This window comes from Dactylosporangium sp. NPDC049742 (assembly GCF_040674675.1).
Lineage (GTDB): Bacteria > Actinomycetota > Actinomycetes > Mycobacteriales > Micromonosporaceae > Dactylosporangium > Dactylosporangium maewongense.
This window is the reverse complement of sequence record NZ_JBFANF010000011.1, coordinates 51,582-65,513: the sequence shown is the minus strand read 5'-3', so window position 1 is coordinate 65,513 and position 13,932 is coordinate 51,582. Positions and strand designations below refer to the sequence as shown.

Genomic DNA, 13,932 nt, shown 5'->3' with positions numbered 1-13,932 from the left:
CTGCCACGATGGGCGCACGCAGGTCGCCGGGCGTTACAGTCCGCGGTGTGGAAACGACGAGCTCACCCGTCCCCGGCCGTCGCACCCGCCTGAAGTTCACGGCCGTCGCTGTGAGCTGCGCGGTCCTGGTCGGTTTTGCGGCGATGCAAACCTCGGCGGCGTCCGGCGTGGAGTTCACCCAGGTGGGCCACTGGGTGTACAACAGCACCTTCGGCTCGGCATTCCACGTCGACGGGTCGGCCGGACAGGTCGATGCGCAGGTCAAGGTGCCCGCCGGTGACCCGGGCAGCCAGGTCGTGCAGAGCGAGGACTCCGGATACGTCGTCCAGCGCTCGCGGATCACCGTGTTCAGCAAGTCCACGCTGAGCGTCGAGGAGACGCGCACGCCGCCGGCCACTGAGCTGCCGGTCGTGCTCGAGGTCGCCGGCGGCCCGTACCTGGTGTACCGCAACGCGGGCCAGGTCGCCAGGCTCGGCGACCCGGTCGCGACGGTGGCAGCGGGCGGGCCGCTGTCCCGGCCCGCGGCGACCGGTGACGGCACCGTCTGGCTGCACCGGATCGACAGCGGCTCGCTCTGCGAGCTGGCGCGCGACGCCAGCCGGCTGGCCTGCCACGCGCAGCTGACCCAGGGGCACAGCGGTGCGCTGACCGTTGTCGGCGACCGCCCGGTGCTGCTCGACACCACGTCGGACGAGCTGCGCACGGTCGGTCAGGACGGCTTCGGCGAGCCGGCCGCCATCGGCGTCGACCTGCCCGCGACGGCGCAGGTCGCCAGCAGCGCCGTGGCCGACCGGCTCGCGGTTGTCGACCCCGAGCGCAGCCAGCTGCTGCTGATCGACACCGCGGGGCTGCAGAAGCGTCCGGTGGCCAAGCCGATCGTGGTCGACCTGCCGAAGGACGGCCGGTTCGCCGAGCCGGTCACCACCACGAACGTCGTCGCCGTCGTCGACCACACCCGCAACGAGGTGGTGACCTACGACCGCGGCGGCACCGTCAAGGACCGCAGGAAGCTGCCCGGCGGCGGCACGCCCGCGCTGACCAAGGGCGAGGACAACCGGATCTACGCCGACAGCGGGGACGGCTCGCACGTGCTGGTCGTCAACGGTGACAACGGTTCGATCGTGAGCGTGGACGTCGACAACGCCAGCAGCACACCGCCGGCGGTGACGGCCACCAGCGACGCCGCGGCGCCCTCCACCGAGCCGTCCACTGGGCCTTCGACGGAGCCGACGACCGGGCCCGCCACGCCGCCGGCCACCGGTGGTGCGCCGGCCAACCCCGGATCAGGCACGACCCCGCGCGTCACGCTCGTCCCGGCGGCAGCGCCGGCGGTCACGGTGAGCCTCGCGTCCGGCACGTACACCGTCAGGTGGAACCAGCCGAACCTGCGCGGCGGCTCGCTCGTGCACTACGTGGTCACCGCGCAGGGGCAGGGTAACCGCACCGTGTCGGGCCAGTCCACCCAGTACACCGGGATCTCCGGCACCGTCACGGTCCGCGCGGTGACCCGGTTCGGCTCCGCGACGGTGCAGGGCAACGCAGGCTCCGCGGCGGTCCCCGCCCCGCCGGCCCCGGTGTCCGCGCCCACCATCGACATCGTGCGGGTGCGCAGCGTGTCGCTCAACCTGATCGTGAGCGTCAGCGCCACCAGCAAGGGCGGGCCGGCGACCTGCAAGGCGGCCATCGGCAGCCGGAGCACGTCGGTCGCCTGCACCGGGTCCACGGACATCACCATCCCGAACGTCTCCTGGTTCGGGGCCATCACGGTCACGGCCACCATCACCAACGCCGCGGGCAGCCGCTCGGACTCCTGGACGGGTGTGCCGCAGGTGTAGGCACGGCACCGCTGGGGACCGGTCCGCCGATGACAGAAGGAGGCACGTGCCATGTCGGTCGCCGACATCGCGGTAGGCCCGCAGGTCGGCAGGGGCGGGCCTGCCGGGCCGCGCGGCGCGGAGGACTGCGGCATCCGGGACCTGCTGGCCCGGCTGGGTGACCGGTGGACGGTGCTCGTGCTGGTCGAGCTGTCCGGTGGGGTGCGCCGGTTCCGGGAGCTGGAGCGGGCGATCCCCGGCATCTCGCAGCGGATGCTGACGGTCACCACCAAGCGGCTGTGCCGCGACGGCCTGGTGGAGCGGACCGCGTACGCGACGATCCCGCCGCAGGTGGACTACCGGCTCACGCCGATGGGGCGCAGCATGGCCGGCGTCATCGACGCCCTCGCGGAATGGTCACGCGAGCACATGGACGAGATCGGCGCGGCCCGCGCCCGCTGGGACGCCACGGCGTCGCCGATCTAGTCATGCCTGGAGGGAATTCTGTAGTGTACGGTACAGAAATGACCGTGACCCCCGGAGCGGCCTACCAGCTCGTCGCCGACAACGTGCAACAGGTCGTCCACGGCAAGCCGGACGTGGTCCGCCTGGCAATCGCCGCACTGTTCGCCGAAGGGCACCTGCTCATCGAAGACGTGCCCGGCGTCGGCAAGACCACCCTGGCGCGGTGCATCGCGGCCAGCGTCGGCGGCCGGTGGCACCGCATCCAGTTCACCCCCGACCTGCTGCCGAGCGACGTCACCGGCGTGATGGTGTACCACCAGAGCGACGAGCGGTTCCAGTTCCATCCCGGCGGGATCTTCGCCAACGTGGTGCTGGCCGACGAGATCAACCGCGGCACGCCGAAGACCCAGGCCGCGCTGCTGGAGGTCATGGCCGAACGCAGGGTCACCGTCGACTCCGTCGGCCACGAGGTGCCGCGTCCGTTCCTCGTCGTCGCCACACAGAACCCGATCGAGCTGGAAGGCACGTACCGGCTGCCCGAGGCGCAGCTGGACCGGTTCCTCATGCGGCTGTCGGTCGGGTACCCCGACCACGACGCCGAGGCCCGGGTCGTCATGGCGGACTGCGCCGGGGTGAGCCCCGACGACCTGACCGCCGTGCTCGACATCGCCGACGTCCAGCACGTCATCGGCGAGGTGCGGAAGTCCACAGTGGATCCCGAGGTGGTGTCCTACGCGGTCCGGCTCGCCGCCGCCAGCCGGGAACACCCCGCGGTGCGCTACGGCGCCAGCCCGCGCGGCAGCATCGCGCTGATCCGGGCGGCGCAGGCGCTCGCCGCGACCCACGACCGGGACTACGTGATTCCGGACGACGTGAAGGACGTGGCGCATCCCGTCCTCGGGCATCGCCTCGTGCTCACCGCCGACGCGGAGCTCAACCAGCGGCAGACCGGACAGGTGGTCGACGAACTCCTCGCCGACACCGCGGTGCCCACGGCCGCCGCCAGGCAATAGCGTGCGACTCACCCGCCGCGGCGTCGCCGTCCTCGCCGGCGCCGTCTGCAGTTACGCCGCCGGTGAGGCCGCCGGCTACGCCTACTTCCGCGGGCTCGCCGGCGTCGCCGCCGGGTGCCTCCTCGCGGCCGCGGCCACCACGCTGCTCCGGCCGCGCGTCGAGATCAGCCGGACCGTGTACCCGGACCGGACCGAACGCGGCCGACCCGCACTGGCGACGCTGCTCGTGCGCAACCCGACCCCGCACCGGCAGCGCGGGTTTGCCGCCGTCGACCGGGCCGGCACCGCGGCGCACGAGATCCAGGTCCGGCCCCTCGCAGCGGGTGTGGACACCACATACCACTACGAACTGCCCACCACCGTGCGAGGGCGGCTCCAGGTCGGCCCGCTCGCGGTGCGGCTCAGCGACCCGTTCGACCTCGTCCACGCCGAACGCGCCGTCGGCGGCATCGCGAGCCTCTGGGTGTACCCCCGCCGCCACCCGGCACGCCCCGCCCGCGTCGGACATCCACGGCACCACCATGACGGCCCGATCACCGACCCACCGCTGCGCGGCTCCGCCGACATGCGGGCCGTCCGCGAATACCAGCCCGGCGACGAGGTGCGGCATCTGCACTGGAAGGCGACCGCCCGGACGGGTCAGCTCATGGTGCGCGAGTACGCCGACCCGGCCCGGACCAGATTCACCGTCGTGCTCGACACCCGGCCGGCCGCGCTCAGCCCTGCCGCGTTCGAGGAGGCCGTCGAGGTGGCGGCGTCGCTGCTGTACGCGTCCGCCGCCGCCGGGCAGCCGTGCCGCCTGATCACACCCGCCGGCACCGACACCCCCGTCGACAGTGGCCTGCGCGTCGCCCGGACCCTGCTCGACGAGCTGTGCGTCATCGCCCAGGACGCCACGGACGAGGCGCCGCTGGTGCCACCACCGCTGGCCGCGACCCGGCCCGTCGGCGCGATCGTCGTCATCACCGGCCCCGACGCCGACCTCGGCCCGGTCCGCCGCTGGCGCCTCGACACGGTGATCCGGCTCGGCCTTTTGAAACCGGCCGCCGGCCCCGGATCGATCACCGCCGTCGACGCCACCGCCGCCATCGCCGAGTGGAACGCGTCGCGGGCAGACGCCTCATGAGACTCGCGACCGCCGGGCTGCTCGGCTCGACCGCGGCGGCCGGCCTGCTGTTCACGCCCGTGTTCGGCCCGCGGGCCCTGGTGCCGCCGATCCTCGTGGTCGTCGTGGCCGCCTACGGCTGCGTCGAGCTGGCAGCGTACCGGCCGCGCCTGGCGTCGTGGCGGCCGCTGCTCGTGCTCGGCACCGGCCTGCTCGGGCTGGTCGAGTCGGTGCTGTTCCCGACCACCGCCGCCGGCCTGCCCACCACGGCAACGCTGCGGGCGCTGCAGCGCGGGGCCACCGACGGCTGGCTGCTCACCCTGCAGTCCACGTGGCCGGCCCGGCCCGACCCCGAACTGCTGCTGTTCGTCCCCCTCGCCGTGCTGCTCGCGGCGGCGCTCGGCATCGAACTGCTGCTTCGGCTGCGCCTGCCCGTGGCGGCGCTGCTGCCCGGGCTGGCGGTGGCCGGGCTCGCGCAGGCGTACCAGGCCCTGACCGGCGCCACCGCGCTGCTCGTCGCGGTCTGCTACGCCGCCCCCGCCGCGCTGCTGCTGTGGGCGGACCGCCCGAACCGGCCCGTCATGCGACTGTCGCGTGTGGACATTCCGCTCGCGGCGACGACCGTCCTCGCCATCGTGGCCGGCACCGTCGCCCTCGGCAGCCTCGATCCGGCCGGGCGGACGCCGTACAGCCTGAAGAACAACCACTCGGTGCCGCTGCAGTACCGGCTCAGCAACCCGCTGCAGGAGATCGCGCAGCGGCTGTCCGACCCGGACCGGGAGGTGTTCCGCTACCACAGCGACCGCTCCGCCGACCGGTGGAGCCTGGTCGTGCTGGACGGATTCGACGGCGTCAACTGGTCCATCGATGCGCGGCTGTACCGCCTCGGCAGCCACCTGCCGGCAGCTTCGGCTGGCATGGTCCGGTCGGCCGACGTGCGTGTCGGGGACCTGTCGGGGCCGTGGCTGCCGAGCCAGCCGACCCCGCTGACCGTCGACGGTCTCGCGCCGTTGGTGAACCCGGCCGCGGGAACGCTGCTGCTGACCAAGACCGTCGGCGGCGACCGCCGGTACCGGCTGACCTGGTCGGAACCCGCGGTGAACGCCACCACCCTCGGCGACGGCACCCTCGACACCACCGCCGGTGGACTCGGCCGGCCCGCCGCCGTGCCGGCAGAACTCGAGCGGCTGGCGAAGGAGGCGGTGCCCGGTGCGCGCCCCACGTTCCAGTCCGCGCTGCAACTGGAGAAGTACCTCAGCGAGCACTACCAGGTGGTGCGCACCGGCAACGCGCCGACCGGCAACGGCTGGCCGCAGCTGCAACGGTTCCTGACCGAGAGCATGCGCGGCACCAGCGAGCAGTTCGCCGCAGCGTACGTGGCCCTCGCGCGGCTCAACGGCATCCCGGCCCGTCTCGTCGTCGGCTTCCGGGGCGCCGAGGTCGCCGGCGACACCTTCATTGTGCGCAACCGCGACGTCCTCGCCTGGCCGGAGGTACCGGTGGCCGGCGTGGGATGGGTGCCGCTGGACCCGACCGCGGCCGTGAGCGACACCGCGAAGCCGGGCAAGGCGCCGGCCCCCATCGACGCGGCGGTCGAGCAGGCGCGGGCCCAGGTCGACGCCACACCCAGCGACGCGCCCGCGCCGCCACCGCAGCAGCCCTCCGGCGGCCGGTCGGGCGGCTCCGGCGCTGCGCGGGCCGGCCTGGTGGTGGCTGCCGTGCTGGGCGGGTTCCTGGTCCTCTGGTTGTTCGGGGTGCCGCTGGCGGTGGCGGTGCGCTCGGCCCGCCGTCGCCGCCGGACCGGCACCGCCGCCGTGGCCGGGGCCTGGGCCGAGGCGCGCGACCGGCTGCGGGCGCACGGCGTGCCGTACGGGATCGGGATGACGCCGCGGGACTTCGCCGGGGTGACCGGCCACGTGGTGGGGGAGCCGTCGGTCGAGGCGGTCGCCCGGCTGGGCAGGCTGCTGGACACGACGGTGTGGTCCGGCAGACCGGTGACCGACGAAACGGTCCGGCTGGCCTGGGACGAGGTGCAGACGGTCCGGCGAGGGCTCGCCGGGCGGCCGTGGCAGGCCCGCCTCCGGGCCGCGGTGGATCCCCGGGTCCTGCGTGCTGTGTCGAGGTAGCGCCGGGCGGTTGGCTGGGGTTGCTTCCGGAAACGCATACCGGGCGGGACGCGGAGTGCGCCCCACCCGGTGTGCGTGAGCAGATTGCGGCTCAGCGGTCCTCGTCGTTGCCGGACCGGCCGCGCAGCTTCGGCGGCACCCCATCGGAGGCGGTCGCCGGCCGGCGCCGGGTGGCGGCCCGGGACGCGAGGTGCTGACCCGGACCAGCGCCCGGCCGCAGCGCGCCGCCGGCCTGCTGGCCGACCATCGACGGCGCCACCGCCGGGGGGACCGCGGCGCCGACCGGCCGGGCCGCCGCCGGAGTGAGCACGCCGGGCCGCGCCTCGGCGGCCAGGACCGGAGCCCACCGGCCGACGACAGGATTCGCCACCGACGCGAGGCCGCCGCCGGCCGCACCCGCCCAGCCCAGCCCGCCCAGCCCGCCGAGTCCGCCCGGCACCACCGGGTTCGCCGCCGGCGGCACCGTGCCGAGCGACAGCCCGGAGGAGAGATCCGGCAGGGCGGCGCTCGGGGCGCCGGCCAGCGACAGCCCGCCGATGAGGTCGATCCCCTTCCCCGCCACGTCGAGGCCGGCGTCGACCAGGTCGACCCCGGCGGAGGCCACGCCGATGTAGTCCGTCAGGCTGTTGCCCTCCTCCGACGCCACCACATTGATGGCGGGGACGGCCTGCTGCACGGCGTTGGTGATGACATCCGTCGCGCCGGCCACCAGGTCGTTGGGCAACTGGCCGAGGCTCGCCGCGAGCTGGAACATCGCCCGGCCCTGCGTCGCGGACAGCGCGGCAACCTCCGCGGCGGCCGCGGTGGCGCACCCGGCGGCCAGGCCCCACGTCAGCGGATTTGCCAGGAACCCCAGGTACTTCGGGTAGAGGTCCAGCGTGATGACCTCGTGGGCCGCGCGGATCGCATTGGCCGTCTCGAGCATGGTCGTAGGCACCTGCGCCGCGTCGAGCCGCTCGGCCCAGCCCCGGAGACTGGCGATGGCCTCCTGGACCTGCACAGCGTGGGCCTGACCGTTCGCGTCGACCCACTCCGGGTCGAGGGCGCCCACTCGTTTGCTCCACTCCGACACGGTCTTCCAGAGCCAGAGACTCGTCTCCTCGAAGCCGCTCGCCGTTGCCTCGGCCCACGCGGCCCTCGGCAGCTCCGCGTTGATGGCCGCCACGATCGCTTCCATGACATTGGTCCTTTCTTCAGGCGGTAGAGTGCTGGACGCCGCTGGACCTCACGCGCTCGCGGCAGGTGTATCGGCGGTTGCGTCGGTGGAGTCGCCCGACTGACCGAGGGCGCTCGCCTTCTGGGCGAGGTCGATGACCTTCCCGCCGAGATTGACGGTCTTCGTGAGGACCCCGAGGATCTCTGTGATGTCTGCGGCACTGGGAGCGTTGATCGTGATGGCGCTGGCCTGATCGGCGGTGTCGTACTTGGTCGACGCCAGCTGGACCGTCGCGGCGTTGGCCACCGACTGCTCGATGCCCTGCACCATGCGGGCCAGGAACCCAGCGGTGGCGGCGTGGCCCACAAGGTCGAGCATGACGCCCGTGGGGATCCCGACCATGAGCGGCGGAGCCCCCGCGAGCGCCACCATCGATTCCGGCACGGGCTCAGGGGTATAGCTGCCGTACGAGGCCATCGCGTCCGGGTTGCCTTCGATGTCTCCTGTGATCATGGTCGTCTCCTCCTCAGTTTCCTGCGTGGTGGTCCGGTGTGCGGTCAGGCCGGTGTACCTGCCACAGCTCGTCGTCGAGCACCTGGTCGTCGGATGGCGCGGGCGCCGCAGCCGGCTGGATGCCCTTCACCGGCCTGCCCCGCCCGGGTTGGACGATGCCGGGGGTGGCTCTGCCGGTCAGCGCCACGCCGGGTGCGCCGGCGGGCTTGCGTGCCTTGTATCCGTTGCTTTGCGCGGCTGCTCCAGGCTTGACCCCGCCCGCCTTGCCACCACCGCGCGGGTTCGCGCCCTGGGTGGTCGGCGGGTACATGCCCGGCATCCCCGACGCCATTGCCCGGCTGCCGGCCGTGCCCCCGGCACCCGTCGCGGCCGACGGCACGGGGGGTGTCATCGACGCGTCGTATGGGCCGGTGGACTGCGGGATTCCCGGTGATGCGAGGGCCGACAGCCCGCCCGCGCCGCCGATGCTGCCGCCGGCGAAGCTGGGGGAGCCGCCGAGGTCGCCGGGGGAGTACGCCGGGTCCTGGTACACGGGGTCGTAGGCGCCGGCGTCGATGTCGCCGGGTGACGGGATGTTCTGGCTCTGCCCGTCCTGCGTATCCGTGCCGCCGCCGCCCCCGGAGCCGGCGTCCTCGGTCGACGCCGGCGATCCGATGTCGTCCGGCTCGAACTGCTCCGGATCGCCGATGTCCTCGGGTGCGGGCGCCTCGATGTCACCCGGACCGCCGACGTCGCCCCCCAGACCCCCGGAGCCGGAACCCAGCCCGCCGCCCGGGCCCGAACCGCCGCCCCCACCCAGGGAACCTCCGCCGATCGGCCCCGCCCACTGGCCGCCGACCGCTGCTTTCATCGCGGTTTCAACCGCCTTGAACAGCGGTTCGAGACTCTCGGTCGCATCGGTCATCTCGTTGAGAACGGCCACGTACCAGTTGATGTCGCGCTTGTACGGGTAGCTCTCGTAGTTCCTCATGTAGTCGTCGTAGTTCTTCCAGACGGCTTCGACCCGCGGGAAGGTGGTTTCGAGGCCGGCGATCAGCGCGTCGATGTGCTTGACCACTTCCGATGACGTAATGGTTCCGCTGATGCCGGACTCGACGTTTCTGTCGGCCCAGCTGCGTATGGATTTCATGGTCGGCGACAGCTTCTCGACAAACTCGGTGCCGGAGGTGTCCGGCCAGTGCTCGACGAGCAGATTCTGGCCTTGGCTCAGCATGTCGGCCGTGTCAGCGATCCACGTCTTGACACTCGTCCAGGCCGCGGACGCGGCCCGGAGCTGCGGGATGCGACCGTGGTATTCGGCGGCCATCGCGTGGTACATGTCATCGACAACGCCCATCTGGTCTCACCTTCTCAGCGCTGTGTGTGGTCGAACGGAGCCAGAAGGATCGTCCTGGTCTCCGCATCGGCGTCGATGTAGTCGATCGTGCGGTCACGTACGAAGACGCCGATTGCCTCGATGCCCGGCTGTGCCAGGCCGACGAACGCCAGCACCTGCTGGTAGGTCAGCCGGTCCGCCGCGGTCAGGTCGGGGTGTGGATCGCCGTCGGGCGCTTTCAGCTCCTCCCGCTGGAGGACCTCCTTGGCGGGGCCGCCATGCTCCTGGACCAGGGCCACGAACCTTGCCACCCCCTCCTCCACCATTTCGAGCCTGTCGGGGTCCATCACTCACTCCTGATCCGATTGGCAGCCATCAAAATCGCCCGGGTGCGAGCCAGGTGATCTGGACGAGGTCCTTCTGGCCGCGGCGGTCGACCAGCCAGCCGCGACCGGGCGGCAGCACCTGGGCGCGCATCCCGCCGAGCAGCGGGCCCTCGTCCCGGTCGCCGGACATCATCAGGCCGGGCGAGCCGACCTCGCGGACCCGGGCGAGGAACGGTTCGAACAGGCCCCGCCCGGCCCCGCCGCTGCGCCGTGCGAGGACCACGTGCAGGCCGATGTCGCCGCCCTGCGCGACCAGCGGCAGCAGCGCCATCAGGGGGTGGTCTTTGTGCGTGGCGACCATGTCGTAGTCGTCGATCAGCACGAAGATCTCGGGCCCCTGCCACCAGCTGCGGTCGCGCAGCTGCTCGGGGGTGACGTCTGTGCCCGGCAGCCGCTTGCGCAGCGCCTGGGCCACCTCGGCCAGCAGGCCGGCGCTGTTGTCGTCGTTGGTGCCGTAGCCGAGCAGGTACTCCCCGCTGACGTCGCCGAGCAGGCTCCGGCGGTGGTCGATCAGGATGATCCGGGCCTCGGTCGGTTCGTACGCCTCCTCGATCCGCCGGGCCAGTGTCCGCAGGAACGAGGTCTTGCCGCTCTGGGTGTCGGCCAGCAGGAAGAAGTGCGGGTCGGCGGCGAAGTCCAGGCGCATCGCAGTCAGGTCCCGCTCGCGGATGCCGACGGCGAGCCCGCCCTCGGTCCCGGCCTGTTCGTCGTAGGGGAGCAGGCCGGGCAGCAGCCGCACGGAGGGCGTCGGCTCGCCCGGCCACGCCGTGCTGACCGCCGTGACGAGCGCCGCGGTGGCGTCGGTCAGGTCGTCGGCGGACGGGACCCCGTCGATCCTGGGCAGCGCGATGAGCAGCTGGTGACCGCTCATCGCGATCCCACGCCCCGGTGCGTCCGCCGGTACCCGTCCCGCCGCCTTCCGGTCGATCAGGGAGTCCATCGCGTCGCCGAGGCGCAGCTCCACGCGGCTCGCGAACAGGTCTCTGGTGTTCATCCGCACGTCGAACGAGCGGGCGCAGGCGGCCACGATGTGCACGCCGTACGCGAGTCCTCGGGCGGCGACGTCGCCGATCGTTTCTTCAAGGTCGGGGAAGTCGTTGCGCAGCGTCAGCCAGCCGTCGACCACGAGGAACACGTCGCCGTGCGGGTCGTCGGCGAGCTGCCCCTGAGCGCGCAGCTTCCGGAAGGTGGCGATGCCGTCGACCCCGCGCTCGGCGAAGTCCCGCTCCCGCTGCGCGAGCAGCCCGGCGACCTCGGCGACGGTGCGCCGGACGACGCCGGTGTCCAATCGGCCGGCCACGCCGGCGACGTGCGGCAGGCCCGCGATCGAGGCGAGCGTGCCGCCGCCGAAGTCCAGGCAGTAGAACTGCGCCTCCCGCGGCGTGTGGGTGAGCGCCAGGCTGGTGATCAGCGTACGCAGGGCGGTGCTTTTCCCGGTCCGCGGTGCGCCCATGATCAGCACGTGCCCGGCCGCGCCGGACAGGTCCAGCTTCAGCGGGAGGCGTTGCTGCTCGAACGGGCGGTCGACGATGCCGAGCACCGCCTGCAGGGCGCCGGTCATGGTCGCTGAGTCGACGGTGAGGCCCCGGTCGGGCTGCACGGACAGCGCGGGGAGCAGCTCGTCGAGCGTCGGCGACTCGCGCAGCGGCGGCAGCCAGACCTGGTGCGCGGGGGTGCCCTGCCCCTCCAGCCGGTCGACCAGGATCTCCAGGAGGGTCTCACCGATCAGCGTGTCGTCGGCCTCGATCGGCTCCGGCGACGCCTCGTCGTCGACCTCCGCCGCCTGATACGCGGTGGTGTAGTCCTGCAGCACCAGCGTCCTGCCGGTCGCGGACGGCACCCGGGCGCCGGCGAGGCGCTGGTACACGCCGGACACATACGCAGAGCGGAAGCGGTCCATCGGGTCGGTGCCGACCTTGAGGTAGCCGTGGCCGGGCGCCCGGGGCAGCCGGAACGCGTCGGTCACCCCGAGCACCGCGCGGCTCTCCGACTCCGAGAACGTGCGCAGGCTGATCCGGTACGACAGGTGCCCCTCCAGCCCGCGCAGCCGGCCCTCGTCGAGCCGCTGCGACGCCAGCAGCAGGTGCACCCCGAGGGACCGGCCGAGCCGGCCGATCTGCACGAAGATGTCGATGAAGTCGGGCCGGGCCGACAGCAGCTCGGAGAACTCGTCGCAGATCACCAGCAGCGTCGGCACCTCGGGCAGCGGCGCGCCCGCCACCCGGGCCTTCTCGTAGTCGCGCAGCGACGAGAAGTGCCCCGCCGCGCGCAGCAGCTCCTGCCGGCGGATGAGCTCACCGTTGATCGCGTCGGTCATCCGGTCGACCAGGTGCAGCTCCTCGGCCAGGTTCGTGATGACGACGCTGGTGTGCGGCAACGCGTCGAGCCGGGTGAACGTGGCGCCGCCCTTGAAATCGACGAGTGCGAAGTTCAGCGAGTTCGGCGGGTGGGTGACGGCCAGCGCCAGCACCAGGGTGCGCAGCAGCTCCGACTTGCCCGACCCGGTGGCACCGATCAGCAGGCCGTGCGGGCCCATGCCTTCCTGCGCCGACTCCTTCAGGTCCAGCTCGATCGGGGCCCCGTCGGGCCGGATGCCGAACCTGACCCGCAGCCGGTCCCGGTCGGGCCGCGGCACCCACGTCATCGCCGGGTCGTAGGCGTACGGGTCGCCGAGTTCGAGCAGCTCGGCCAGGCCCAGCTCGGCGGACATGGGTGCCTCGCCGCGCGCGCCGCCCGCGGTCAGCCGCAGCGGGGCCAACTGGCGGGCCAGTCCCTCGGCGGCGACGGCGCCGAGCGTGTCCGCCCGGCCCAGCGGGGCCTCGCCGTCGATGGTCTCGCTGACCATGTCGCCCTGCGGGTCCAGGTGCAGCACGACGGTGGTGCGGTCCAGTGCTCTCGGCGGCGCGGCGGTCAGGTCGACGACGGTCACGCCCTCGACGCCGCCGCCGGTCATCAGGTGTTCCGAGACGGCGACCGAGCCGCCGTCGATCACGATGACCAGGTGCGGGCCGGGCAGGCGGACGTCGGAGTCCGGGTCGAACCGGGGCCGCTTCACCAGTTCGTCGTCCAGCATCGCCTCCAGCTCCAGGACCGTCGGCGCCACGAGGCGCAGCGGGCCGACCGCGTCGGTGCGGTCCGGGTGCAGCGCGTGCGGCAGCCACTTCACCCACTCCCAGTCGGCTCGCTGCTCGTCGCCGGCGCAGACCGCGATCCGCAGATCGTCCGGTGCCTGCAGGACGGCCAGCTGGGCGAGCATCGCGCGCGTCAGGCCGAGCACCGGGGCGCGCTCGCCGCGCAGGTAGACCTTGCTGAAGCCGTTGACCGCGATGGCGATCGGCAGGCCGTCGACGGTGGCGTAGGTGGTGACGAACCGGCGCAGCGCCAGCGCGGACAGTGGCTCGAGCTCGTCGAGGGGCTTGGTGTCGGGCGGCACCAGCACGGTGGCGGGGCTCTGCGCGCCGCAGCCGATGCGGGCGAGGCCGAAGTCGGGGTCGTGCTTGCGCCGTTCCCACAGGCGGTGGCTCGTCGCCAGGGACCACAACGTGGCCGGGTCGGGGTGCAGGTACTCCATCGCCTCGCGCTGCCGGCGCACCGAGCGTCGCAGCCGCAGCCGGTGCTGGGCCAGGTGGCGCAGGTATTGCCGCCGGGCGTATGCCATTTCCCGCCGGCTCGGGCCGCCGCCCTGCAGCAGCCCCATGCCGACCATGGCGAGCATGCCGACGCCCATGAGGCCGTACGTGATGTACCGGATCGAGCCGTTGATCGAGCCGGAGTACATCAGCATCATCGAGCCGGTCATGGCCACCATCGGCAGCACCATGAGCAGCTGCGTCCACTGCCGGGCCGGCGGCGGGGGGATCTCCGGCGGGGGCTGCAGGATCAGCTCGCCCGCCAGCATCTCCGGCGCCGGCCGGCGCACCGGTCTCCTCACCACGACTATCGCCACGAGGGTGATCGTCCGCGAGCGGCGGCACCGGTTGGGACCGATGGCAGGAAAGTGCCGCCCAGCCGTCGCCGCGACGGCGGCGAAATACCGTTT

General features: G+C 72.9%; 10 protein-coding genes. 5 read left to right on the top strand and 5 right to left on the bottom strand.

Annotation, left to right across the window (positions count from 1 at the left end; translation table 11 throughout):
- Positions 1 to 47 precede the first annotated feature (47 nt).
- The 5 genes from AB0J72_RS16525 to AB0J72_RS16505 are packed head-to-tail and all read left to right on the top strand — an operon-like array spanning position 48 to position 6,523.
- Positions 48 to 1,835: a hypothetical protein gene (locus tag AB0J72_RS16525; RefSeq protein ID WP_363399456.1), complete on the top strand. Its 1,788-nt coding sequence runs from the start codon at positions 48 to 50 to the stop codon at positions 1,833 to 1,835.
- A gap of 51 nt (positions 1,836 to 1,886) precedes the next feature.
- Positions 1,887 to 2,300: a helix-turn-helix domain-containing protein gene (locus AB0J72_RS16520; protein WP_363399454.1), complete on the top strand. Its 414-nt coding sequence runs from the start codon at positions 1,887 to 1,889 to the stop codon at positions 2,298 to 2,300.
- A 38-nt stretch (positions 2,301 to 2,338) separates the two neighbouring features.
- Positions 2,339 to 3,292 carry a MoxR family ATPase gene (locus AB0J72_RS16515; protein WP_363399452.1) on the top strand — a complete coding sequence of 318 codons (954 nt, stop codon included), beginning with the start codon at positions 2,339 to 2,341 and terminating at the stop codon, positions 3,290 to 3,292.
- A gap of 1 nt (position 3,293) precedes the next feature.
- On the top strand, positions 3,294 to 4,418 hold the full coding sequence (locus AB0J72_RS16510; protein WP_363399450.1) for a DUF58 domain-containing protein: 1,125 nt from the start codon (positions 3,294 to 3,296) through the stop codon (positions 4,416 to 4,418).
- Positions 4,415 to 6,523: a transglutaminaseTgpA domain-containing protein gene (locus AB0J72_RS16505; RefSeq protein ID WP_363399448.1), complete on the top strand. Its 2,109-nt coding sequence runs from the start codon at positions 4,415 to 4,417 to the stop codon at positions 6,521 to 6,523. The genes AB0J72_RS16510 and AB0J72_RS16505 overlap by 4 nt, the downstream gene beginning before the upstream one ends.
- A gap of 91 nt (positions 6,524 to 6,614) precedes the next feature.
- On the opposite strand, the gene AB0J72_RS16500 is transcribed toward AB0J72_RS16505, so the two are convergent.
- Genes AB0J72_RS16500 through eccCa form a run of 5 tightly spaced genes read right to left on the bottom strand, consistent with a single transcriptional unit; the run spans position 6,615 to position 13,839 of the window.
- Entirely contained in the window at positions 6,615 to 7,700 is a 1,086-nt protein-coding gene (locus AB0J72_RS16500; protein ID WP_363399446.1) for a hypothetical protein, read from the bottom strand.
- Between the two features lie 48 nt (positions 7,701 to 7,748).
- On the bottom strand, positions 7,749 to 8,192 hold the full coding sequence (locus AB0J72_RS16495; protein WP_363399444.1) for a hypothetical protein: 444 nt from the start codon (positions 8,190 to 8,192) through the stop codon (positions 7,749 to 7,751).
- Positions 8,193 to 8,205: 13 nt separating this feature from the next.
- Positions 8,206 to 9,528 carry a hypothetical protein gene (locus tag AB0J72_RS16490; RefSeq protein WP_363399442.1) on the bottom strand — a complete coding sequence of 441 codons (1,323 nt, stop codon included), beginning with the start codon at positions 9,526 to 9,528 and terminating at the stop codon, positions 8,206 to 8,208.
- Positions 9,529 to 9,542: 14 nt separating this feature from the next.
- Positions 9,543 to 9,854 carry a hypothetical protein gene (locus AB0J72_RS16485; RefSeq protein ID WP_363399440.1) on the bottom strand — a complete coding sequence of 104 codons (312 nt, stop codon included), beginning with the start codon at positions 9,852 to 9,854 and terminating at the stop codon, positions 9,543 to 9,545.
- 28 nt (positions 9,855 to 9,882) lie between these two features.
- Positions 9,883 to 13,839, bottom strand: coding sequence for a type VII secretion protein EccCa (gene eccCa, locus AB0J72_RS16480; RefSeq protein WP_363399438.1), 3,957 nt, complete (start codon positions 13,837 to 13,839; stop codon positions 9,883 to 9,885).
- Positions 13,840 to 13,932 lie beyond the last annotated feature (93 nt).

Bases quoted from the DNA above. Each gene is read 5' to 3' on its own strand.
- AB0J72_RS16490 (WP_363399442.1), bottom strand. From the start codon at position 9,528: ATGGGCGTTGTCGATGACATGTACCACGCGATGGCCGCCGAATACCAC.
- AB0J72_RS16495 (WP_363399444.1), bottom strand. From the start codon at position 8,192: ATGATCACAGGAGACATCGAAGGCAACCCGGACGCGATGGCCTCGTAC.
- AB0J72_RS16505 (WP_363399448.1), top strand. From the start codon at position 4,415: ATGAGACTCGCGACCGCCGGGCTGCTCGGCTCGACCGCGGCGGCCGGC.
- AB0J72_RS16500 (WP_363399446.1), bottom strand. From the start codon at position 7,700: ATGGAAGCGATCGTGGCGGCCATCAACGCGGAGCTGCCGAGGGCCGCG.
- AB0J72_RS16515 (WP_363399452.1), top strand. From the start codon at position 2,339: ATGACCGTGACCCCCGGAGCGGCCTACCAGCTCGTCGCCGACAACGTG.
- AB0J72_RS16485 (WP_363399440.1), bottom strand. From the start codon at position 9,854: ATGGACCCCGACAGGCTCGAAATGGTGGAGGAGGGGGTGGCAAGGTTC.
- AB0J72_RS16520 (WP_363399454.1), top strand. From the start codon at position 1,887: ATGTCGGTCGCCGACATCGCGGTAGGCCCGCAGGTCGGCAGGGGCGGG.